At 50.3% G+C, this 22987-nt stretch carries 22 protein-coding genes; 6 read left to right on the plus strand and 16 right to left on the minus strand.

What is annotated here, in order from left to right; genetic code table 11:
• Window positions 1–9 precede the first annotated feature (9 nt).
• The 9 genes from E1H14_RS08710 to E1H14_RS08750 all read right to left on the minus strand — a co-directional run bounded on the left by E1H14_RS08710 (window position 10) and on the right by E1H14_RS08750 (window position 6921).
• Entirely contained in the window at window positions 10–747 is a 738-nt protein-coding gene (locus E1H14_RS08710; RefSeq protein ID WP_149391078.1) for an HAD family hydrolase, read from the minus strand.
• Entirely contained in the window at window positions 744–1673 is a 930-nt protein-coding gene (gene xerC / locus E1H14_RS08715) for a tyrosine recombinase XerC (protein WP_149391079.1), read from the minus strand. Before xerC ends, E1H14_RS08710 begins: the two co-directional genes overlap by 4 nt.
• 1 nt (window position 1674) lies before the next feature.
• Complete coding sequence (locus E1H14_RS08720) at window positions 1675–2376, minus strand: DUF484 family protein (RefSeq protein ID WP_149391080.1); 702 nt, start codon at window positions 2374–2376, stop codon at window positions 1675–1677.
• The gene (gene dapF, locus E1H14_RS08725) at window positions 2373–3203 is read right to left on the minus strand and encodes a diaminopimelate epimerase (RefSeq protein ID WP_149391081.1); all 831 of its coding nucleotides are present in this window, start codon (window positions 3201–3203) and stop codon (window positions 2373–2375) included. Before dapF ends, E1H14_RS08720 begins: the two co-directional genes overlap by 4 nt.
• 13 nt (window positions 3204–3216) lie before the next feature.
• Complete coding sequence (lysA, locus tag E1H14_RS08730) at window positions 3217–4473, minus strand: diaminopimelate decarboxylase (protein WP_149391082.1); 1257 nt, start codon at window positions 4471–4473, stop codon at window positions 3217–3219.
• A gap of 8 nt (window positions 4474–4481) precedes the next feature.
• On the minus strand, window positions 4482–4598 hold the full coding sequence (gene lptM / locus E1H14_RS13415; protein ID WP_149391083.1) for an LPS translocon maturation chaperone LptM: 117 nt from the start codon (window positions 4596–4598) through the stop codon (window positions 4482–4484).
• A 119-nt stretch (window positions 4599–4717) separates the two neighbouring features.
• On the minus strand, window positions 4718–5503 hold the full coding sequence (locus E1H14_RS08740) for a ChbG/HpnK family deacetylase (protein ID WP_149391084.1): 786 nt from the start codon (window positions 5501–5503) through the stop codon (window positions 4718–4720).
• Window positions 5500–5871 carry a GtrA family protein gene (locus E1H14_RS08745; protein WP_149391085.1) on the minus strand — a complete coding sequence of 124 codons (372 nt, stop codon included), beginning with the start codon at window positions 5869–5871 and terminating at the stop codon, window positions 5500–5502. The genes E1H14_RS08740 and E1H14_RS08745 overlap by 4 nt, the downstream gene beginning before the upstream one ends.
• On the minus strand, window positions 5872–6921 hold the full coding sequence (locus E1H14_RS08750) for a glycosyltransferase family 2 protein (protein WP_149391086.1): 1050 nt from the start codon (window positions 6919–6921) through the stop codon (window positions 5872–5874). It lies immediately after the preceding gene.
• A gap of 92 nt (window positions 6922–7013) precedes the next feature.
• Between E1H14_RS08750 and waaA the strand changes: the two genes are divergently transcribed.
• Window positions 7014–8297 carry a lipid IV(A) 3-deoxy-D-manno-octulosonic acid transferase gene (gene waaA, locus E1H14_RS08755; RefSeq protein ID WP_149391087.1) on the plus strand — a complete coding sequence of 428 codons (1284 nt, stop codon included), beginning with the start codon at window positions 7014–7016 and terminating at the stop codon, window positions 8295–8297.
• Here waaA and E1H14_RS08760 read toward each other — a convergent pair.
• Window positions 8294–9799, minus strand: coding sequence for a glycosyltransferase family 39 protein (locus E1H14_RS08760; RefSeq protein WP_149391088.1), 1506 nt, complete (start codon window positions 9797–9799; stop codon window positions 8294–8296). The two genes, waaA and E1H14_RS08760, sit on opposite strands and share 4 nt — an antisense overlap.
• Window positions 9796–11559 (minus strand): lipid A export permease/ATP-binding protein MsbA, encoded by a 1764-nt coding sequence (gene msbA, locus E1H14_RS08765; RefSeq protein WP_149391089.1) that lies wholly within the window; start codon window positions 11557–11559, stop codon window positions 9796–9798. The genes E1H14_RS08760 and msbA overlap by 4 nt, the downstream gene beginning before the upstream one ends.
• Window positions 11560–11673: 114 nt before the next feature.
• Here msbA and lpxL point away from each other — a divergent pair, with 114 nt between their 5' ends.
• Window positions 11674–12600, plus strand: coding sequence for an LpxL/LpxP family Kdo(2)-lipid IV(A) lauroyl/palmitoleoyl acyltransferase (gene lpxL / locus E1H14_RS08770; RefSeq protein WP_149391090.1), 927 nt, complete (start codon window positions 11674–11676; stop codon window positions 12598–12600).
• Window positions 12601–12609: 9 nt separating this feature from the next.
• Here the strand turns inward: lpxL and asnB are convergent, their stop codons facing one another.
• Together asnB and E1H14_RS08780 are read right to left on the minus strand one after the other, a co-directional pair.
• Entirely contained in the window at window positions 12610–14454 is a 1845-nt protein-coding gene (gene asnB / locus E1H14_RS08775; RefSeq protein WP_149391091.1) for an asparagine synthase (glutamine-hydrolyzing), read from the minus strand.
• A gap of 2 nt (window positions 14455–14456) precedes the next feature.
• Window positions 14457–15641 carry a glycosyltransferase gene (locus tag E1H14_RS08780; RefSeq protein ID WP_200834074.1) on the minus strand — a complete coding sequence of 395 codons (1185 nt, stop codon included), beginning with the start codon at window positions 15639–15641 and terminating at the stop codon, window positions 14457–14459.
• On the opposite strand from E1H14_RS08780, the gene E1H14_RS08785 reads away from it, so the two are divergent.
• Genes E1H14_RS08785 through E1H14_RS08800 form a run of 4 tightly spaced genes read left to right on the plus strand, consistent with a single transcriptional unit; the run spans window position 15640 to window position 19751 of the window.
• Window positions 15640–16437, plus strand: coding sequence for a glycosyltransferase family 2 protein (locus E1H14_RS08785; protein ID WP_149391092.1), 798 nt, complete (start codon window positions 15640–15642; stop codon window positions 16435–16437). The two genes, E1H14_RS08780 and E1H14_RS08785, sit on opposite strands and share 2 nt — an antisense overlap.
• Complete coding sequence (locus E1H14_RS08790; protein WP_149391093.1) at window positions 16434–17414, plus strand: NAD-dependent epimerase; 981 nt, start codon at window positions 16434–16436, stop codon at window positions 17412–17414. The genes E1H14_RS08785 and E1H14_RS08790 overlap by 4 nt, the downstream gene beginning before the upstream one ends.
• A 1-nt stretch (window position 17415) precedes the next feature.
• Window positions 17416–18510: a glycosyltransferase family 4 protein gene (locus tag E1H14_RS08795; RefSeq protein ID WP_160142051.1), complete on the plus strand. Its 1095-nt coding sequence runs from the start codon at window positions 17416–17418 to the stop codon at window positions 18508–18510.
• Window positions 18511–18545: 35 nt separating this feature from the next.
• Window positions 18546–19751, plus strand: coding sequence for an O-antigen ligase family protein (locus tag E1H14_RS08800; protein ID WP_149391095.1), 1206 nt, complete (start codon window positions 18546–18548; stop codon window positions 19749–19751).
• A gap of 45 nt (window positions 19752–19796) precedes the next feature.
• Here the strand turns inward: E1H14_RS08800 and E1H14_RS08805 are convergent, their stop codons facing one another.
• The 3 genes from E1H14_RS08805 to tviB are packed head-to-tail and all read right to left on the minus strand — an operon-like array spanning window position 19797 to window position 22986.
• Window positions 19797–20612 carry a glycosyltransferase family 25 protein gene (locus tag E1H14_RS08805; protein ID WP_149391096.1) on the minus strand — a complete coding sequence of 272 codons (816 nt, stop codon included), beginning with the start codon at window positions 20610–20612 and terminating at the stop codon, window positions 19797–19799.
• Entirely contained in the window at window positions 20605–21708 is a 1104-nt protein-coding gene (locus E1H14_RS08810; RefSeq protein WP_149391097.1) for a glycosyltransferase family 4 protein, read from the minus strand. Before E1H14_RS08810 ends, E1H14_RS08805 begins: the two co-directional genes overlap by 8 nt.
• A 3-nt stretch (window positions 21709–21711) precedes the next feature.
• Window positions 21712–22986, minus strand: a complete 1275-nt coding sequence (gene tviB / locus E1H14_RS08815; protein ID WP_149391248.1) for a Vi polysaccharide biosynthesis UDP-N-acetylglucosamine C-6 dehydrogenase TviB — start codon at window positions 22984–22986, stop codon at window positions 21712–21714.
• Window position 22987: the final 1 nt, after the last annotated feature.

The raw sequence follows: 22987 nt of genomic DNA on the forward strand, positions 1-22987 counted from the left end.
TTGCTTCGTCTAGAGGATCTGACGTTTAAGTGCTCTAGCCTGCAACTGAGCGATCGCATCGGGCAGATCCGCGAGACTGCGGATTTCGACATCGGCAGGCCGCCCACCTGGCCAAGCCTGCCCACTTAGATTCACCCAGACCGTCCAGATTCCCAGCGCTTGCGCGGCTTCCACATCATTTACGGGATGATCTCCGATATGCACCACTTGGGTCGGATTGAGCTGCAGATAGGCCAGCGCCTGCTCAAACATTAAGGGATGCGGTTTGGCCTGCCCGACCTGATCAGCATTTAATTGAAACTCAAACAGATCCGCCAAGCCGGTGCGTTTAACCTCCGCATTACCATTACTCAAAGCACCTAAACGCAAACCTTGGCGGTGCAAGGTTTCTAGACTCGTGCGAGCATGTGCAAAGAGTGTGACTTGATGGCGCGCTTCCATAAACGCGGTAAATGCCTGAGCCGCCAGTGTTTGCGCATCTGCGACCGGATAACCCAAATCCGCCAACGCGGTTTCCAGCAGCTTCAATCGAATCAAGGTAACACTGTGCGCTATTTCTGGGTAGCGGCTTAAAACCTGGGCACGTAACGCAGAACCTTCTGCCAGATCACTGAACTGATAAGCTTGGGTAAAACGTGGAGCACGCTCCTCCAACCAACTCCAGAGCGTTTGGTTGGCCAACTCAATCACCGGCTCAACGGCCCAAAGGGTATCATCAAGATCAAAGGTCAAAGCTTGCAAGGTCATTCTGTATCCTCTTGATCAGAACGCTTACGCGCACGCGGGTGGGCCTGCTCATAAACGCTCATCAAATGCTGAAAATCGAGATGGGTATAGACCTGGGTCGTGGAGATGTCGGTATGGCCCAGTAATTCCTGAACCGCACGTAGATCCTGGCTGGATTCTAAGAGGTGACTGGCAAAGCTATGACGCAAACGATGGGGATAGACACGCCCGTCCATCCCTTGGCGCCGCCCCCAGTAGGCCAAACGCTGTTCTACGGCACGGGTGGTTAAACGTCCACCCCGCTGGCTGATAAACAAGGCGGGGTTATCTAATTTTTGCCAATGAGTGCGTACCGCTAACCAGGCTTTGAGTGCCTCGCAGGCATAACGCCCGATCGGCAGATCACGCACTTTACGCCCTTTACCCGTCACTCGCAGTGCACGTGCCCCTAAATCCAGATCATTCAGATCCAAACCCACCAGCTCCGAAACACGTAAACCGGAAGAGTAGAGCAGCTCCATCATCGCAAAATCACGCAGCGTTATAGGCTCGGCATCGGGTGCCACTAACATCTGTTCTAAGGCATCCACATCCAGCGTTTGTGGCAAGCGCTTGGCGCTTTTCGGTGCCTGCACTGACAACACCGGATTTTGCTCCAGCCAACCTTCCCGTGCCAAAAACCGATAAAAGCTGCGCAGTGCGGAAAGCACACGCTGCAAACTCCGACCGGATTGCCCTTGCTGATGAGCATACCCCAGAAGTTGGCGCAGATGACGAGGCGTTAAGCCTGACCAACTGGGCAGAGAGGCCTGCTGCGCCCACACCTGGATCTGGTCAAGATCACGTTGGTAGGCTTTCAGTGTATGCGCCGAAAGTTGGCGCTCTACACGCAGATGATCGAGAAAATTCGACAACCATTCGGATTCATCCGGCGGCTGGCGTGACATCTCAGTCTTCCGGATGCTGCAACCGGTGCATCAGCACGCGGCTCAAGACTTCACCAACATAACTCAAAAAGAGTGTGCCCTGGCTACTCTGGAAATAATCGGGATCAAAGCTTCCGATCGCCAAAAGCCCTAGGGTTTCACCTTTGACTAAAGGCACCACGGCGGCGGACTGAACACGGGCGGCTTTATCCGGGAAGAGAAAACGGGTCATCGCTTCACTCAACTGGCCACAACTGGGCAAGCTGGTTTCAATTAAAGGTTGCACCAGTGAACAATCGGCACGCGATAACATACGTAAGTTATTCACATTTAACGGCTGCTCACTGAACAGGATTAAACGGGCATCATCTCCATAAAAATCCTGGCACAGACTTTCTTCGATGGCGATCGCAATATCATCCAGCGTTTGTGCTTCCAGCAGTGCCAACACCATACGTTTGGTTTTATCAAACTGTATGTCGTTATGGCGGGCAATTTCGATCAACTCCGAGAGATGACCGTGGAGTTTCTGATTACGCTCACGTAATAAGGACGTCTGTCTTTCCACCAAAGAAACGGTAGTGCCGCGCTGATGCGGCACATAGAGCTTTTCCAGTAACCAGGTGTGCTCCGTGAAAAAATCCGGATGTGCGGCCAAATACTCCGCCACCTGCTCGGCACTCAAGGCCGCACTGGGGGCGGTTTTGCTGTGAAGTTCGTTCATAAGAAAATCTGCCCTTCATAAACATGAGTGGCCGGCCCCGTCATATGCACCGACTGGCCCTCACCCGCCCAACGGATCCGCAAGGTGCCACCCGGCAGGCAGACCTCTACCTCTTCATCCAACCAGCCGCGCAAACGTCCGGCGACCACGGCAGCACAGGCTCCCGTTCCACAGGCTTGAGTTTCACCCGCGCCTCGCTCAAACACACGCAAAGCAATCTGTTGGCGTGAAATCACCTGCATAAACCCAACATTCACACGCTTAGGAAAGCGTGGGTGGCGCTCCAACAGAGGTCCCAGTGTCTCAACCGGGGCTTGGTCGACATCCTTCACCGCAAGGACAAGATGTGGATTGCCCATAGAGATGGCAGAAATCTGCACACTTTGCCCTTCGACCTCTAGATCATAGACTGCGCTCTGCTGCTCAGCCGCGAAGGGGATCTCCGCAGGATTCAGAATCGGCGCGCCCATATCCACTTCCACCTGACGATCCGGGCGCAAATAAAGCACGGATTGGCCACGTGCCGTTTCAACATGGATCTCATCCTTGGCAATTAAGCGCTTATCACGCACAAAACGTGCAAAGCAGCGCGCGCCATTGCCACAATGTTCCACCTCTGAACCGTCCGCATTAAAAATTCGGTAACGGAAATCGACATCCGGGCGCGTGGGTGGCTCCACCAATAACAGCTGGTCAAAACCAATACCGGTATGACGATCGGCCAGACTTTTCACCAGGGTTTCATTGAGACGCACACGCTGCGACACCCCATCGATCACCATAAAGTCATTCCCGAGGCCATGCATTTTACTGAATCTGAGAAGCATGCTGACTCTCCGCTCAACGATCTGCTGGGAGGGTATGCTCGCCTTTCATCAGATCACTTAGGCGCTCACGTTCACGCACAAGATAAAACTGATTATCATCGACCATCACTTCCGCAGGCTTACAGCGCGTGTTGTAGTTGGATGCCATCACAAAACCATAGGCTCCCGCAGAACACACGGCTAAGAGATCACCTGGCTCTAAGTTCAACAAGCGATTTTTGCCCAGGAAGTCACCCGTTTCGCATACTGGCCCGACTAGATCCCAGGCTAAGGCTTCACCCTCTTCGCGCAGGGTTAAGGGCACGATCTCTTGATAAGCGTTGTAGAGAGAGGGGCGGATTAGATCATTCATCGCGGCATCTATGATCGCGAAGTGTTTATCGCCCGTGTGTTTAAGAAATTCAACCTGCGTCAGTAAGACCCCGGCATTCGCCACAATCGAGCGACCAGGCTCAAAAACCAGCTTGATCTGACGCCCTGCCAGTTTTTCCAGGACGGCGGCCACATACTCATCTGGCGAAGGCGGCTGCTCGTCGGTGTAACACACTCCTAAGCCCCCTCCCAGATCAAGATGATGAATCGAGATGCCGTCTTCTGCCAACTCATCTATCAACTTTAGCAGGCGCTCCAGGGCATCTAGAAAAGGTCTGATTTCGGTGAGCTGCGAACCTATGTGACAATCCATACCGACCACTTCGACACCGGGCAGGGTGGCCGCACGGCGATAGACCGCACGCGCATGATCGATATCGATACCAAACTTGTTTTCTTTCAGCCCAGTCGAGATATAGGGATGCGTTTTAGCGTCAACATCCGGATTCACGCGGAACGAAACCGGGGCCACCTTGCCCAGTGCCAAAGCCACTTCATTGACACGATCCAACTCGGCATCCGATTCAATGTTAAAGCAGAAGATGCCCACTTCCAGCGCACGCTGAATCTCGGCGGGCTGTTTACCCACACCCGAGAACACAATCTTGCTTGGATCCCCGCCGGCACGCAGTACACGCTCCAACTCACCTTGGGAGACGATATCAAAGCCGGCGCCCAGGCGAGCTAAAACATTCAACACGGCCAGATTGGAGTTGGCCTTCACTGCAAAGCAGACCAAGGCATCCTGGCCCTCAAGGGCTTGAGCATAACTGAGATAAGCTCGCTCGATCGCATCACGCGAATACACATAGGTCGGAGTACCCAGGCTTGCCGCAATTTTTTCCAGCACGACTTCTTCACAACAAAGGCGGCCATTCTGATAGGTAAAGCTATCCATGTTCTGTCTCATTCTGCCTGCTGTGCCTGTTCAGTGTGCTGCGGTAGATACAAAGGGCCTTTGTTCCCACAGCCGGCCAAAAGCACAAGACTTAGCAACAGCAGGGGCCAAATATATCTGATCATGGGCAAACACCTCAGGCATCAAAAAGGGATGGAGCCTCAGCGTTCGGGATCTGAAGCTTTTATAAACGAATTAACCCAGCATTATAGCCTGAGCAAAGGGAGCTTGGGCAGACCTGAACTTAGACGAATGCCGGGGTTGGGCTCAGGTGAAGATGTCGCTGCTTGAGATCGCGTGCAAATGCGTCACTGGCGAGCCAGTCATACTCCTGGCGCCGCGTCAGAGCCATGCCCGTTTGCGCGGGTGACAAAGCCCCCGGGTGACACATAATCAACGTCCCCTCTGGCAGAGCCGTCAACCAATGACCCAAAAGCTTAGGGAAATCGGCTTGCGGATTCAGCGAATAGAGTCCGGCAAAATGCGCCGAGAGTCGAAAACCGGCGGCTTGTGCCTGAGCACTAAAGCCCTGCCCAAGCGCACGCAAGACAAGGGCTTTTAGGGTCGCATCGTGTCCACTGAGGGAGGGGTTTACCTGGCGTAGCCAAGGCTTTTGATTGGGATAGCGTTGCTGCAAGCAGTGCAAAAGCGTTTCACGAATACCCCGAAAGATATGTACATGCTGATGACCATCAACAAAATCCGGTGCCCGCCCCCAAGCCTGCTCAAACGCATCCAACTGCAACAACAACGCCATTTCAACATATTGCTGATCAATACGACCGCTGAACGACTGTTGCATCAACTTGACCAGAGGGATCGGCTTCTGTGTCTCGGTCAGATTAAAGTGCAATCCCACCGCCACCTGATTAGCATAAGGTTGCAGAGCCTGAGCCGCCTCCGGCCAAGCAGCCCGATCACTCATACAGCTCACCGCACTCAAACGTCCCTTGGCCACCAGATCCAAGATGCCGCGATTCACCGCCTCGGAATAGCCAAAGTCGTCGGCGCAGAGTACGTAGGTTTTCATGCGGCAAAGGCCCAATAACGACTCAGTACAAAGGTCAGCGCAGCGACTAAAGCCAACACCAACAACAAAGCCCACTGGTAACCCAGAGGGGTCCAGGTCAGTAAGATCGCATACAGACTTTCATTCACTAGAAAACTTAAACCCGCCACACTGGCAAAGCGCGGAAAAGTTTGTCGATGCGGGATCGCCTGCGCACCAAACGTCAGAATACGATGCCCAAAATAACTGACCTGAAATGCCAACAAAAAGGCAAAGACATTCGCCACCAGCGGTGCCATCCCGAAAGGCACCAGCAGCAGCACCACACACCAGTGCAGCACAAGCGCCGTCATCCCCACTCCACCAAAACGCAGCAACTGCCTGAGCATCTAGTCAGCATCCTGAACGGGGATCGCGGCAGGTGCGGTCATCTCGGACTGCGCAGAAGGCGTTTTTGAGGAACGAATATAATCAGAGACAAGATACACCGGACGCCCTTTCACTTCGGCAAAGATACGCGAGATATACTCACCCAGAATCCCCACCGAAAGCAGCTGCATGCCCCCCAAGAAGCCAATACCGGCCACCAAAGTAGGCCAACCCGGCACATCACTGCCAAGCAACAGAGTGCTGAGCACCACCAGCAAAGCATATCCCATCGCCAAGAGTGAAATGATAATACCAATAATCATCCAAATTCGTAGGGGCGCACTGCTAAAAGCGGTAATTCCCGTCAAGGCCAGAGAGGATAGGCGTCTTAAACCAAAACTGGTCGCACCACTGAAACGTGGATTAACCTTAAAGGGCACGCCGATACTACGAAAACCGACCCAAGCAAACAGCCCTTTCATCATACGCTTGCGCTCTGGCAGAGCGCGTAGAGCTTTCACCACTCGCGCATCCATCAAACGGAAATCACCCGCATTCGCTTGAATCTCAACCTCAGCGCTGCGGCTCAGCGCCTGATAAAAAAGATGGGTTAAACGACGTTTCAGCGGATGCTCATCGGAGCGGTCGGCACGTATGCCATACACCATGTCATACCCCTCTAACCAATGCTGGTAGAAGACCTCCAGCATCTCTACAGGATGCTGCATATCCGAATCCATCAAGATCACCAGATCACCTTCGGCATGATCCAGCCCGGCACTCATCGCCGCTTCTTTGCCAAAATTGCGCGAAAGCGCCAGTAAAGACACCGGATACAGATCCGACATGGCGACCACTACGCCTGCGGTGGCATCACGACTGCCATCATCCACGACCAGAATTTCAAAGTCGCTGGATAGGTTAGGCAAAACCTCACAAAGCAAGGGCACCATCTGCTGCAAATTTTCCGCTTCGTTATAGGCCGGCAAAATACAGGTGATACGAGGTGGTCGCTCCAGCTCACGAGGTTTTAATAACGCATTGAGGGCTTGGGATCTGATCTCTGACATCCGCTTATCCGATAGGCATTCCGCTTAAGAAGGATAATGGTAAACTATATTCTTTGGCTTAGCACCGCATCGATCATGAGGAATTCAAGGGTTTGAATCGATTTATCTATACGCTGCTCTGGCATCTTCTGATCCCTGGCCTAGTGCTTAAACTCTGGTGGCGTGGACGTCGCGCCCCAGCTTACCGCCAGCGCTGGCGCGAGCGTTTTGGAGGTGCCGGGAGCGGCCCTCTTCCACACCACCCCCTCTGGATACATGCCGTCTCGGTGGGTGAGGTGATTGCCATTCTGCCTTTGGTCAAACGCCTACTGCAGCACCAGCCCAATCTCCCTATTCTCATCACCACCATGACACCCACCGGCGCCGAACGGGTTCAAGCCGCCTTAGGCTCGCGTGTCTGCCACCGCTATTGCCCTTATGATCTGCCTTGGGCTTTACGAGCCTTTATCCGGCGCAGCCAACCGCGTGCCTGTTTGATCGTCGAAACCGAACTCTGGCCCAATTTATTACACGCCTGCCGCCAGCAACAGATTCCCGTGATCCTTGCGAATGCACGCTTATCCGAACGTTCGGCGCGCGGTTATGCTCGTTTTGCAAAGCTCACACGCCAGATGCTGGAAAGCCTCACGACGGTAGCGGTACAAAATGCTCAAGATGCCGAACGTTTTTACGCGCTGGGTTTAGCACCCGAGAAAAGCCAGATTACCGGTAGCATCAAATTTGATTTGCAGCTGAATCCTGAATGGCTGCAAACCGGTGCCGCTTTACGCCAAGCCTGGGGGGCTGAACGCCCTGTTTGGATCGGCGCGAGCACCCATGATCCAGAAGAAAAACAACTCTTGCAGATTCATCAAGAACTCCTGCACGAGTTTCCTGATTTACTCCTGATTTTAGTCCCGCGCCATCCCGAGCGCTTTGATGCCGTAGCAGAAGAGATCACGCGCGTAGGGCTATGCGGACACAGACGCAGTGCAAATTTACCCCTTAAGCGCGAGGTTCAGGTCTATCTTGGGGATACGATGGGCGAACTCATGAGCCTCTATGCCGCCAGTGATCTGGTGTTTGTGGGTGGCTCCCTGATTCCGCATGGCGGCCACAATCCGTTAGAGCCGGCACTCTTGCAAAAACCTCTGCTCTGCGGAGCCCATACCTTCAACTTTGCCGAGATTACCCAGGGATTGATCGAGGCAGGAGGTTTGCAAGCCTGCGCTTCAGCCAAGGAACTCTGTGCTCACCTAAGGCAGGGGTTACAAAACCCCGATGCCGCTCAAGCAGCAGGGCAGGCAGCGGCTCACTACCTAGCCAAGCAGAGTGGCGCTTTAGCCCGTTTAGAAGCTCTGCTGCAGCCCCATCTTAATCAGCAAGCAAACGCTTAAGGGCAATGACGGGGTGGCATTAACGCCCAATGCAGTTCCAAAGGTGCGGCACGACCACGCGGCCACTCCAGCTCCAGCACCCCTTGAGCAGGTTCAATCGCTGCAGGGGTTTGTAGCAGAGAATCTTGTAACAGGGCCTGCAGCGCAGCGGGCTGCTCCGCCTGGCCTTGCCAAATCCAAAGCACCCCCTGTTCAGCAATGCGCTCCGGTGTAATCCAGGGCGAATAGGCATACTGGCCTTGAATCCAGACTGAGGGCCTCGCCTCTAAACGCAGAGAAGCCAAACCCGCTAACCAATAATCCCCGGCCACCACTCCCACACGGGTACAGCCTGTTTCCGCTTGCCAGACTGAGGCTAGGGCTTGAGCCATCGCTTTATCCGGCCAACCGGTACGTGAAGGCTTAGTTTTGAAATGGGGCAGGAGGGCATGCACGAGGGTATAAAGCAAGAGCATCAGCAACAGATACAGGCTCATGACCTTCAGCAATTTCTGTCCGCGCTCTATAGACAAGGGTAAACGCCACCAACACACCAGCAACAACCCAGACAGGTTCCACATCGGCGTGCCCCACATATCACGCAACCCATTGCCGCCAAACAGCGCCCAAAGCACAGTAAAAAAAGCCGGCCCTAGACCCAACACCCAAAGAAAGCGGCGCTCATCTGCGGCACTGGCGTGACGAGACCAGAGATCACGCGTGAACAATCCGGCCAGTGCCAAGATCAAAAACACCGGTAGATGATCCAACAACTGCACCAATAAAAACTTGGCCGGAGAATAGAAGCGCTGCGACCAGGTCAAGGCCTCGCCAGAGCGCTGCGACATATAGGTTAAGGGCAAGAAATCATTCTGAATCAACCAGACCAGATGGGGTGCAAACACTGCCAAAGACAAGAGCACACCCGTCCACAGAGGCAACCGCTGCAACTGCACACGCGCCTTCGGCGTGATCAACAGATATAAACACATACTCGCCAGCAGCATGACCATGACATACTTGGTCAGCATGCCTAACCCCACGACCAGACCTAAGGCCAGCCAGTCACGATAAGCACCCGAGTGAATCCCACGGTGAAACAACCAAACTGCCGCCGCCCAAAATGGCATCTGCGCAATGTTATGATTGTATTCAGGCGTTGGCCAAATAAAGTAATAGACCCCTAGCGTTAACAAAATCCCCAGCCAGGCCGCCTCAGCCCCGAGTAAACGCCGCCCCAACAAACCCACAAACAAGAGCGTGAACAAAATAGACAGCTGACTGAGAAAGAAAGGGCCATAATCCCCTAGCCCCATCCAGGAAAGCTGGATCAACCAAGCGGGCAAGGGGGGATGTTTGTAATATCCCCACTGCCACTCCTGCCCCCAGAAGAGACCTTCGACTACATCCAGAGGTAGGCTATAACCTGTCCAGGCGGGAATCAGTGTCCAAAGGCTGGCATGTAGCAGCAACAAGCCTAGAATAATGCGTGGATAGCTCGATGCCAGTAGAGGCTGCTTCATGCACCTTCCTCATTAAACTGCATCCGATACAACTTGGCATAACTGCCATTCTGCTCTAACAACTCTTTATGGCTACCCTGCTCAACCACTTCGCCCTGCTCCATCACCAGAATACGATCCGCACGCTCCACCGTCGATAAACGATGGGCAATAACCAGAGTACTGCGATTCGCAATCACCCGCTCCAAAGCCGTTTGAATAAAACGCTCAGACTCGGTATCCAAAGCCGAAGTGGCTTCATCCAGGATCAACAGCGGTGCGTCTTTTAATAAAGCTCTGGCAATCGCAATGCGCTGACGCTGCCCCCCCGATAGGGAGAGGCCATTCTCACCGATGATGGTATTCAACCCCTCCGGTAAACGTTGCGCGAACTCACTGACCATCGCCGCATCCGCCGCCGCTTGAATCTGCTCAGGCGTTGCACCCGCCAAAGCACCATAAGCGATATTTTCAGCAATGCTGCCTTCAAACAAGACCACATGCTGATTAACCAAAGCAATCTGACTGCGCAAACTCGATAGGGTGTAATCCGATAAGGGATGACCGTCAAAGAGAATCTGCCCTTGTGTTGGCTCATAAAAACGCGGCAACAAACTTGCCAGGGTGGATTTACCACTTCCCGAACGCCCAACCAGTGCCAGGGTTTCACCCGGGCGAATTTCCAGATCGATCGACTTTAACGCCGCCGTGTCACTGCCAGGATAGGTGAAACTGACCTGCTGAAGTTGCAGATGTCCGCGTGCTTGCTGCAGATGACGGGTGCCGGTATTGTGTTCCGGCTGCTCATCAAACAAAACAAAAAAACTTTCTGCGGCCGCGATGCCCTTCTGCACCGTGCTATTGATTTCGGTCAACTGACGAATAGGTTTGGCCATCAAAGAAGCGGCCGAGATAAACGCAATAAACTCCCCGGTTGACATAGACGCCAGCAAGCTCGGTGACATAGCAATATAAGTAAGGAGCGCCACCACCGCCGCCACCAACATCTGCACCACGGGCGTAGAAATAGACTGGGTCACCACCATTTTCATATATTGCTTGCGGTTACGCTCTGACACCTTATGAAAGCGTTCTCTCTCCGCTTCGGCACCACCAAAAATACGCACCACCTGATAGCCTTTAATCGCCTCTGACGCGGCAGAAGAGATCCCCCCCACAGAGTCCTGAATGCCGTGACTGAGGCGACGTAAACGCTTTGAGGTCAGCCCCACCACGGCCCCGACCAGAGGTGCTATTAGCAGGAATAACAGAGTCAGCTTCCAGTTCAGATAGAGCATGTAACCAAACAACCCGACCACCGTCAGCCCCTCTCGCACTGCGGTTTTTAAGGCATCGGTGGCGGCGCCCGTCACCTGCTCAACATTGTAGGTCAGGCGCGATAAGAGCTCAGCCGAAGTATGGCGCTGATAAAAAGCACAGGGCAGCACCAAGAGATGCTCAAACATCTGACAGCGCAGACGATTGACCACCGCACGTGCCACATAGGAGAAACCATAATTCCCCAACAGCGTCCCCAATCCTCTGACAAAAAAGATCAGAATAATCGCCAAGGCCAGCCAGCCGCGCTGATCCAGATTGCCGGATTCGACGGCATCAATAAAATGCTCCAACCATTTTGCGGCGGCGGTTTGGGTGCCGGCATAGAGGGCAAACCCGGCAAACGCCACGATAAACATCGGCCAATAGCCACACACATAGGCTAAAAGTCGACGATAGACACTCCACCCTGTTGGCTGATCACTTGTACGTTTTGACTGCATACATCTCTCTGTGACGGTAAAACGGAAGGCGTAGTATAACTGCACCTGATGTGGATAACAGGTTAGAATGCCCCGGTGTTAGGAGAAATTGAACGAGGTTCAGCAGAAGAGGCTATGCAGAAAGAAACCCCTCCCTCACTGCGCCATCCCAAGTACTGGCTGACTTGGCTCTGGACGGGCGTGCTACGCTTACTGGTGCGCCTGCCTTATCGCTGGCAACTCAAAATTGGCCAAGCCATCGGCTGGGCGCTGTATCACCTCGCGCGCGATCGCCGCCATGTCACCGAGGTAAACCTGCGTTTATGCTTCCCCGAATGGACAGAAGAAGCACACACACAGAGTGTGAAAGAGGTGTTTCGTCACAACGGCATCGGCTTGTTAGAAGCTGCGATGGCTTGGTGGGCACCAGCCAATCTGTTCAAACAGCGTTATCTCCTGAAAGGACGTGAACATTTAGAAGCCGCGCTGCAACAGGAGCGCGGTGTGATTCTGCTGGGTGCGCACTTTTCCACCCTGGATCTCGGCGGCTTATTGTTTAGCTTTGAATACCCGGTAGACGCCATGTACCGTCGAAATAACAACCCGGTCTTGGAAAAGGTGATCACGCAGGGACGTTCACGCTTTTTTGGTCAGGCGATCGAGCGCTCAGATATCCGCAGCGTCATCCGTAATCTGAAAAAGAATCATATTATTTGGTATGCCCCGGATCAGGATTTTGGTCTGCATCAATCCGTCATGGCACCTTTTTTTGGCGTGCCTGCCGCCAGCATTACCGCCACGACACGCATGGCCAAACTGAATGGCTCCCCCATTCTGATGCTGGCACAGCATCGTTTAAACGACGGCACTTATGAGCTGGAACTCTTCCCGGTGCTGGAAGATTTCCCCAGCGGCGATGAGGTCGCCGACGCCACCCGCATCAACGCGGAAATTGAAAAAGCGATACGCAAAGATCCACTGCAGTATATGTGGATGCACCGGCGCTTTAAGAGCCACCCTAAGGGGAAGAATTTTCTTTATCAGCGCACGCCTTCAAACTAGTGGACGACTTTACTCAGAGTCTAGCAACCAGCTTAAGGGCTCAACCCGCTTAGGCGGTTGCCGCCCAGCGTGTTGCAGAAATAGCTTTTCCCAGATGGCCAGCTGCAGCAAGGCTGCCAGAGGTTCAACCACCTGTTTGCTTAACAGCGGTGCTTTCTGCAAATACGCCTGCACCACCGCCAGATCAAATCCCTGCTGAATGAGCTCGCTACGCTGGAAAACGTACACCATTTGCTGTCGGTTTAAGGAACGCACCCAATCCACAACCGGTACACTAAAGCCTTTTTTCCGCCCCGTCGCATTCACACCCGCCTGATGTTGCGCCAACCAAGCTCGCGGCACCTGCTTACCCAAGCGTCCTTGAATTTTCAACGCCGGAGGTAAAGACAGCCCCCAAAGTGCCAGCTCCGTATCCAGATAAGGTACGCGTCCCTCCACACCTTCCACCATCAGCATGCGGTCGGCTTTGACCAGTAAATCATCGACCAGCCAGGTGTGTATATCGGTCGATTGCATGCGTTGCAGATGACCAAGATGACGCGCTTCATGCCAACTGCGCTGAAAAGGCTCACGCCAATGTTGCTGCAAAGATTCACGTAGCTCTGGCCGCATCCAGGCCAGCAAGGCTTTGCGATCAAAACGCCCACGCGTGCGAAACCCGCCACTGCCCGGTGCACGCAGAGCATAAAACCAACGCTGCACACTCGACATACGATAACGTCCATAGCCTGCAAAGACTTCATCCCCACCTTCACCGCTCAGCACCACTTTATGGCTCTGACTGGCCGCCTCTGCCAAAACCAAGGTAGGCAGGGACGCAAAATCCCCCATTAACTCATCCGCCGCCCAGGTGGTGTAAACCAAGCGTTGAAATAAATCGATGGGATTCACACGAATCAACTCCAGCTCTAAACCACTGGCCTGTGCTATCTCTGCAGCGGCTTGCGCTTCATCTTGCACACTGTCGGACTCAAAACCCAAACTCCAAGCCTTGGGGCGACCTTGTTGTGCCGGCAAGCGTGCCAACTCTGTCGCCAGTATTCCAGAATCCACCCCTCCCGAGAGAAACAACCCTACCGGCACATCCGAGCGTAAATGGCGATTTAATGAGGCTTGTAACTTCTGATCAAACACTTCAACCGCATCGTTCAAGCTGCCTTTGAACGGCGTTGTTCGCGCTAACTGCTCGGTTAAAGACCACCAAACTCCCTGCGTGATGCGGCCTTGCGCATCCATATGTAAATAACCACCCGGCGGCAGACGCTGAATCCCCTGAAATGCCGTCTTCTCTCCCGCATTAAAGTTAATCTGTAAAAAGCGTGCGATCGCTAGGGAATCCACTTGCGGCGTCGGTAAGCAGGGTAAAAGCGCTTTAATTTCTGAGGCAAAAGCCAAGCCTGGCTGCAACAAACAATAATACAAAGGCTTGATGCCAAAACGATCGCGCACCAGAGTTAAACTTTGGGCCTGACGGTCATAGAGGGCGAACGCAAACATCCCTTCAAGAGCCTGAGCCAAGCGCTCCGGTGCTTGACCTGCAAAGGGTAAGATCGCTTCACAGTCCGATCCACTTCTAAAACGATAACCCTGTGCCATTTGATCCGCACGCAGTTCAGGGGCATTGTAAATCTCACCATTGGCAACCAGCACATAACGCTCATCCTGACTGAATAAAGGCTGCTGCCCCTGCTCAAGATCGATGATCGACAAACGCGCATGCCCTAAACCCACCGGCCCCTCAAGGAAGCGTCCCTGACCATCGGGACCACGATGCGCTAGGCGCAGCAACATGGCTTCAATCCATTGTGGATCGGGTGTTTGACCCGGTTGAAACACACCCAGGATGCCACACATGGTTACAAACTCCGCGATAACAGTTTTTGATAAAGGGCTTGGTAAGCATCCAGAATCGGCTGCTCTCCATAATGAGCCTGTAAATGAGCATAAGCTGACTCGACCCAATGCGTTCGCTCCAAGCTAGGCAGCTGTAAGCAGGCATCTATCTGTGCCGCCATCGCGTCAGGACGATCAATATCCACCAAGGCCCCGCTGACGCCCTCTTCGATCAACTCTAAGGCACCACTGCTGCGCGTTGACAGCACCGGGATTCGATGTGCCCAAGCCTCCAAGATCACATTGCCTAAAGGCTCATGCCGCGAAGGGCAGACAAATAAATCGGCTAACTGAAACCAGGGTGTCGGGGAACTTTGCCAACCCAACAAATGGATACGCGCCTGCGCATTCGACAAGGCCACCTGTTGCTCTATTGCTGCACGTAAAGGGCCATCTCCAGCAATTAAAAGATGAAGCCGACGGCCATTCACCTCTTCAGGCAAGCGTGTGAAAGCATCAATTAGAGTATCAAAGGCTTTATTCTCATGCAGACGGCCCAAAGCAAAAATCACGCTGTCGGCTTCGGTCAATCCCAGTTGGCGTCTGTATTCAACCAAGCCCTCCTCGGATACCCAATCCGGTTCTGGCACAAAATTACTGATATAGAACACCCTATTGGCAGGAAACCCTTGCTCCAATAAATACTGACAAATGGCTTGGGTATTTCCGATCCAAGCATGGGCATGACGATACTGACTGGGATTATAAAATCCGCCTAAACGTGCAACATGGACAGGGCCTTGCTTCGGATCCAACTTAACTAAGCGCGTCGCACGACCCATCCAGGTTTGCACCAGATCCGGCTGCTCCTGTCGGATCAAGCGACTCAAACCATATTTCGAGAAGGGATCAAACACACTGCGCATGGCGCTGGTACGATAAGGCTCCGCCAAAGCTGCAAGCAGCTCGCTTTTCGGCGGCACAACCGCTAAAGACGCTAAATCCTGTCGCGACTGAATCGCTTGATGCAAACGCATAAAAAAACTTTCTGCGCCACCTAACTTCCGACTTCCGATGATTTGCAGACTGCGAATAGCCGACATGCCCCGCCCCAGATACACCGAGACTTGCGCTCGGCCAGTAATCAATTGAAAATGGCCAAAGATTACAACAAAGCGCCTGCGCATCCCAGAAAAAGCCAAACTCATGACTACAACCAAGCTTCCCATCAGCGTTACCCTGATCACTCTTAACGAAGCCGATCGTGTCGAGCAGGCGATTCACAGCGTCCGCGATTGGGTAGATGAGGTGATTGTGATTGACTCCGGCAGCCAGGATGGAACGCAAGCCGTCGCCGAATCCGCCGGAGCACGCGTGATCTTTAACGCCTGGCCAGGTTATGGGCAACAGAAGCGTTTTGCCGAAGACCAAGCACAGAACGACTGGATTCTGAACATTGATGCCGATGAACGCATCCTAGCAGAGCTGCGTGACGAGATTCTCAGTCTGTTTACCTCAGGAGCACCGGCCGCAGACGGCTACTTCATGGCCATCCATGATCGCCTTTACCTCACCGACCAGCTCAGCGCCTACACGCCCTATAACCCCGTGCGCCTCTATCGAAAAAGCCGTGGCCGCTACAGCGAAAGCCCTGTTCATGATCGCGTCATCATGCAGGAGGGGGCAACAACGACACAGCTCAAAGGCCGTATTGCCCATGACTCGCTGCGCTCTTTTTACCATCGCATTGAAAAGATGAACGACTATACCGAGGCACAAGCCGCCGACCTCCTTGCACGCGGACGTAAAGCTTCCCGTTTTCGTATTCTCACTGATTTCTGGACATCTTTTATCTCTGGATATTTTTTCCGTGGCTACTGGCGCGGCGGTCTGATGGGGTTTATCTACGCGATGAACTTTGCGTACAGTCGGTTTTTGCGGCAGATCAAGTGTTATGAACAAAAAGTACTCAAATCACAAAACACCGAGAAAAAAGACCGATGAAATATCTAGTCACAGGTGTTGCGGGTTTTGTGGGTATGCATACCACGTTACGTCTACTACAGGATGGGCATGAGGTCGTTGGCATTGATAACCTTAATCACTACTATGCATACGAGCTTAAAGAATATCGACTGCTGCAGTTAGAAAATAATAAAAACTTTCGCTTTATTCGGCTCGACATTTCAGACAGAGATTCCATGTCTGAAATATTTCATAAAGAGAAATTTCAAAGAGTTATTCATTTAGCAGCGCAAGCCGGTGTACGTTACTCTTTAGAAGCTCCTTTCACCTATGCTGATAGTAATTTGACAGGCACTCTCACGATTTTGGAAGGATGCCGCCAAAATTCGATAGACCATCTAGTTTTTGCATCATCAAGCTCAGTGTACGGCATGAATAGCAAAGTACCTTTTAGTGAACAAGACTCTGTTGATCATCCCGTTTCACTCTATGCGGCCACTAAAAAGTCAAACGAACTGATGGCTCATGCCTATGCTCATCTATATCAGATTCCCGTAACAGGATTACGTTTCTTCACAGTATATGGGCCTGCCGGACGTCCAGATATGGCTCCTTGGCTGTTCACCGAAGCCATTCTCAATGGCCGCCCAATAAAAGTGTTCAACCATGGCAAAATGCAACGTGATTTTACCTATATCGATGATATAGTTGAAGGTATTATCCGCATTCAGGCTCGACCACCACAAGGTAGAGAAGGCGACCAAGCTCCCTATCGAATTTGCAATATTGGTAATAATCAGCCGATAGAGCTCAGCCGATTTATTCAAGCGATTGAAACCGCTTGTGGTCGAAAAGCAGAAAAAATCTATCTGCCAATGCAGCCCGGCGATGTGCCAATAACCTATGCTGACACTGCGCAGCTGGAGCAACTGGTGCACTATAAGCCTACCACTACGATTGAGACAGGCATTCAGGCATTCGTCGACTGGTATCAGAACTTTAAAAAGGTTTTTTAATATGATTTTTTCCATTCTCCCTTACAAAGAATCATACTCTGAAGAAAGCTCTGGAGCGATTGCTCTTACTGTTGAAAATTTCATTAAGACTAGTGACAACCCTGAAGAAACTATTGTTATAACGGGAAAGAAGCCGAACAAGCCTAACACTCCAAAGTTCATAACATGTAACTCCAAGGGGATTTTCAGCTTTAGCCGCACAAAAAAATATTGTGAGGAAATATTAAAAATCATCAAAAATTACCCAGATGCCATACTAGAAATACACAACAGACCATCTTATGTTGAATTTTTCAGAAAACGCTGCAAAAACAAGATAATTCTTTACTTACATAATGATCCGAACGAAATAAAACTACTTAAATCGGTCGCCCTAAGAGAAAGAGCGCTTAAAAACTCTGATCATATTATCTGTGTTAGTCAATATATAAAAAACGAACTCACAAAAGACATCAAGAACGATGAGCTCATAAACAAGAGCTCCGTAATTTACAACATAAATAACAAGTATTACGAAAAGAAAGAAAAGAAAAATCAGATTATTTTTGTCGGTCGCCTAACCGAAGAAAAAGGAGTGATAGAACTTTGCCAAGCTCTAGATCATTTCTTTGCAAAAGATAATGAATGGACTTCCTTAATCATCGCACATTATTCGAACACTACGGACAAGGATAAATCTTCAGCAACACTGAATAATCTCATAGAGAAATATCCGAGCAAAGTGCGCCATATTTCTAGATGTTCCAATCAAGAGGTATTAGAGCACTTCTCCGAATCAAAAATAGCTATTCTACCATCGAAGTGGAACGAACCATTTGGCCTGACCGTACTAGAAGCGATAAATACTGAGTGCGCTTTAATTTCAAGTAATCGAGGCGGCATACCTGAAATAGTTAAAGATGCGGGCATACTATTAGATGAAATCACAGGTCAAAGCATATACCAGGCAATAGCAAACCTGACAAGTTCACAAGAAGATATCATCAAGTACCAAAAAAAATCTTCAGATAGGGCATTAGCCTTCTCGGAAATAAAACCACAGGAATTATTAAAATCATTAAGAGACAGGCTGAAAAACAAACCAACCAAGATATAAATCCATTTAGATAAAAAATTAACTCCAGGTCCTGAATGAAAGCAATAAAATCCATTGACTACACTTCATATGCAAACACCCTATTGTTAAGTTGGTTTTTTATTGCAATAGTTGCATTCGATCAATCAATTGCCACATCCACATTACTAATACTTTCATTTATTTTTATCATCCCTACAGTCAGAAATTTAGATACTGCATGGCTTAATCATGGATCATGGATCATGGCTCTAGGGTTTTATGGATTAACGCATATTGTTTTTAGAATCTTAGATGGAAGTTCTGACATCAGTAGTTATGAACGTCCATTTAGATTTATACTTGCAATCGTTTTATTTTTATATCTTCTACACTTTGGGTTTAAAGAAAGCTGGTTACACTGGGCTATCTTACTAGGAACATTATTTGGTGTAGGATTTGCTATACATGAAGCCTTCTGGCTTAATAAATCAAGAGCTGATTTGGGCCATAACGCTATTGCCTACGCAACCCTTATGACTACATTAGGCCTTATCACGACTTGCATAGCTTGGATAAAAGAAAAACTTTCTTATAAACTAATTTTTCTTGGAACTGGACTACTTGCATTTTTTGCAGTTATTTTATCTGGAACAAGAGGCGCTGTACTTTCCTGGATATTTTTTTTCTCACTACTCACCCTACTCTTTATACTTAGATCAAAATCACCAAAGAAAAAGCTTGGTGTTGTATTCTTTTCAGCTATTGTACTGATATTAGCCACACAATTACCTCAAGTACAAATGCGGTGGCAGCAAACAAAATGGGAGTTTCAGCAATTTGAACAAGGAAACTCTCATACCAGCACGGGACTGAGAGTTCAAATGTGGCACACTGCTTGGTTCTTAGGGAAGAGGTCTCCAATTTTAGGATCAGGGCAAGACCTAGATGTTTTACGAGAGCTCTCACATGATTTTATTTATGAAAACAACTATCACCCAGACTTACTATCCATGTTTGATCACTTTCATAATGAATATATGGACTCATTCGCCAAACGGGGTTTGCTTGGAGTTTTCGCCTGGTTGGGGTTGCTAATCGGTGCAATGTATAGCTTGAAAGGACGATATCTTGTTGCAAGTTCGCTGGTTGTAGCGACTTACTCTATAGGTGCGTTAACAGAGACATTAATGAGCACAGGGCGTCTTATATATTTATATATTTTTCTCATCAGCGTAATACGCTGTGCTGCAACCCAATCCAAGTTAGCTAAAGATACATAAGCAATCACAACAAAATAAAGATAGATTCCAAAACAAAACCGGAATCTATCTAATAAAATATAAATGGTCACTTATCCCTTTTTTCCCTTTCACTTTCTTAACAAGACTTGCTTTCAAGTTTACTAAAACTGCTTTTATAACTGAAAGCACGCCCCATCTCTTGAACCACCAATATGGCCTTGCAAACCACAACTCTCTAGCTTTAAACCATCTTTTACGGTCTCGCTCTCTTTCGTTCGAGCGATCTCCAAAAGAGTCGATAGTCGAGTCAAATACATTAGTAATAGCCAAACCTGGAGCCAGGCTATAATTCGGAGCGCCATACTCCCAAACTCTTCGAAAATCTTCATCTATAGCACGAAACCTTTGCATTCTATATTCCAAAAAACATTTTGCTCCTCTTGGATGAACGAGATACGCACCCATATTATTTGGTATACGCCAATGCTCTCCCAAAGAACCAAAACTAAAGTCTTTAATCAGCTTGAATGCACTTTTTGTCTCGTTACTTAACCGAACAAACCCCCAATCGTCAGGAAGATTTTCGACAATCAGATCAATATTGGAAAAACCTTCAGTAAGAACAAGATCATCCTCCATGATGAGCAAGACTTTATTTTCGGTTAAGGACTTTTTAATCAACGATAGATGTGATGCGTAACATCCAATCTCACCGGGTTTTAGATCAGCATATCGATGACCTGCCTCATCATAAAAAAAACCTTTTAGCCAATCAGGCAGCGATGAGGGTGTAATTGCTGAGAACCTATTGGGCATTAAATTATACTTACCACATTGCTCTAGCATATGAGCATATCGCTCTGGAGCCTTGTCTAAGTTAATAACATGCACTTCATACATTTTTGGCTACACTCATTTCAGCGTATAAAGATAAAGTTTTATTACACATATCCTGTAAACTGTATAGAAGCAAATCCTCTTTCACTTCCGCTCCAATAGCACTGAAGGCTTTGCACTTTGGGCTTTCATCAATAGAAACCAAGCCTTCAGGATAAAACTGAGTTAACAATTCCCCCACCCCACCATGATCATAACCCACTACAGGGGTTCCAATACTCAGCGCTTCCAGTACGGTTCGGCCAAAGGACTCTGGCTTGGTGGATAACGACAACACCACATCCGATACCGCATAAATCTCTTTCATATCACTACGATTACCGGTAAAGGTAATCTCTGAGTCCAACCCCATCTCTTTGACTCGCTGGTAAAGGGCTTGTGCATAGGCTCGGCGTTTGGGGTCTTCCCCCCCTACGATCAGCCCTTGTACAGCCAGACCATCATTTTTCAACGCCTGAATCAGATCTAAGAAATCATGGTGGCCTTTTAAACGGGTTAAACGACCGGGCAGAGTTAAAACTTTTTTATCCTTAAGCTGTGGGTAACTTTGATACCAAGCCTCTAACCAGGCTTGTGATGGTTGATAACCATAAGGAAACTCTTCTGGATCGATCCCGCGCTGAATCACTGTCACCTTGTTCATATCCGTATCGGGATAATGATCGCGAATGTAGTGGTAAACGGTATTGGATACCGCGATGACGCGTTCGCCACGACACATGATCGAGCTGTACTTAGAGACAGAATATAGACCATGCACGGTGGTGATAAAGCGGGGTCGGTCTTCGGCGGGTAAGCCTTTCCAAGCATACCAGGCGATCCATGCGGGCATACGCGAGCGCAGATGCAAGATATCGGGCTTTTCTTTTTTCAGCCAACGACGTAATGCCCAGATATGGCGAAAAGTCATCGGGGATTTTTTACCCAGATCCCAGGTGACATGGCGACTGCCCTCGCGTTCCAGTTGTTCGACTAGGCGTCCGCCTGCAGAAATCACAATCGATTCATGGCCGGCGGCAACAAGGCCTTTAGCGATTTCGAGTGTGCCGCGCTCGACACCTCCGCCATTTAGGTCGGGAAGAATCTGTACCACCTTCATGTTTTACAGCCTCATATCCACACGGTCGGCAGGCAGTACATATTTCAAATCATAGAGTAGATGAGAGGCCTTGCCCCAGCTGCGGATGGTGTCGACACCTAAATCAGAGAATAATTGGTGGCCGACGGCCAAAAGAATCGCGTCATAGGTTTGAGCCTGTGGCTGCTGAATCGGTGTGATGCCGTATTCCGCTTGTGCTTCTTCAACTTCAGCCCAAGGATCATAGATGTCCACCTCGGCACCATAACCCAAGAGCATATGTTGAATATCCAAAATGCGTGTATTGCGCAAATCCGGGCAGTTCTCTTTAAAGGTTAAGCCCATAATCAAGATGCGGCTACCGGCAACATGAATGCGTTTTCTTAACATGCCTTTGACCAGCTCATCCGCAACATAGGCACCCATGTTGCTATTAATGCGCCGCCCGGCGAGGATGACGTCGGGAATGTAACCGGCTGCCTGTGCCTTGTAGGTCAGATAATAGGGATCAATACCGATACAGTGGCCTCCCACTAATCCGGGACGGAAAGGCATAAAATTCCATTTAGTCCCTGCCGCTTCCAAAACTTCCAGGGTATCGATGCCGAGCTTGTTAAAGATGATGGCCAATTCATTCACCAAAGCGATGTTGAGATCACGCTGGGTGTTTTCAATCACCTTGGCTGCCTCAGCCACTCGAATGCTGCTGGCTTTGTGGGTACCGGCGACAATGATCTCGGCATAGAGCGCATCCACCAGATCCGCAACTTCAGGCGTGGAACCCGAAGTCACCTTTTTGATCGTTGTGACACGATGCACCTTATCCCCTGGATTGATGCGTTCAGGGCTGTAGCCTGCATAAAAATCCTGGTTATATGTCAGGCCTGAGATGGCTTCGATGACCGGAATACAGTCTTCTTCCGTCGCCCCCGGATAAACGGTGGATTCATAGATGACAATATCGCCTGTCTTGATCACTCGGCCCAGCGTCTCGGAAGCACGGATCAAGGGCGTCAGATCAGGCTGTTTTTGGCCATTAATCGGTGTGGGAACCGTCACGATAAAGACATTACAGGCGCGTAAGGCTTCAGGATCGGAGCTGTAACTCAGATATTGGGCACTGGCCAGCTCTTCGGCTTCGACTTCAAGTGTGAGGTCTTCTCCAGCCTGTAATTCCGCAATGCGGCGCGTATTGATATCAAAGCCGACCACGGGGCGGTATTTACCGAACTCCACCGCCAAGGGTAGCCCAACATAACCTAAGCCAATTATCCCTAAACGGATCTGATCTAATGTCATC

The organism is Nitrincola tapanii, assembly GCF_008368715.1.
In the GTDB taxonomy this organism is placed as follows: Bacteria; Pseudomonadota; Gammaproteobacteria; order Pseudomonadales; family Balneatricaceae; genus Nitrincola; species Nitrincola tapanii.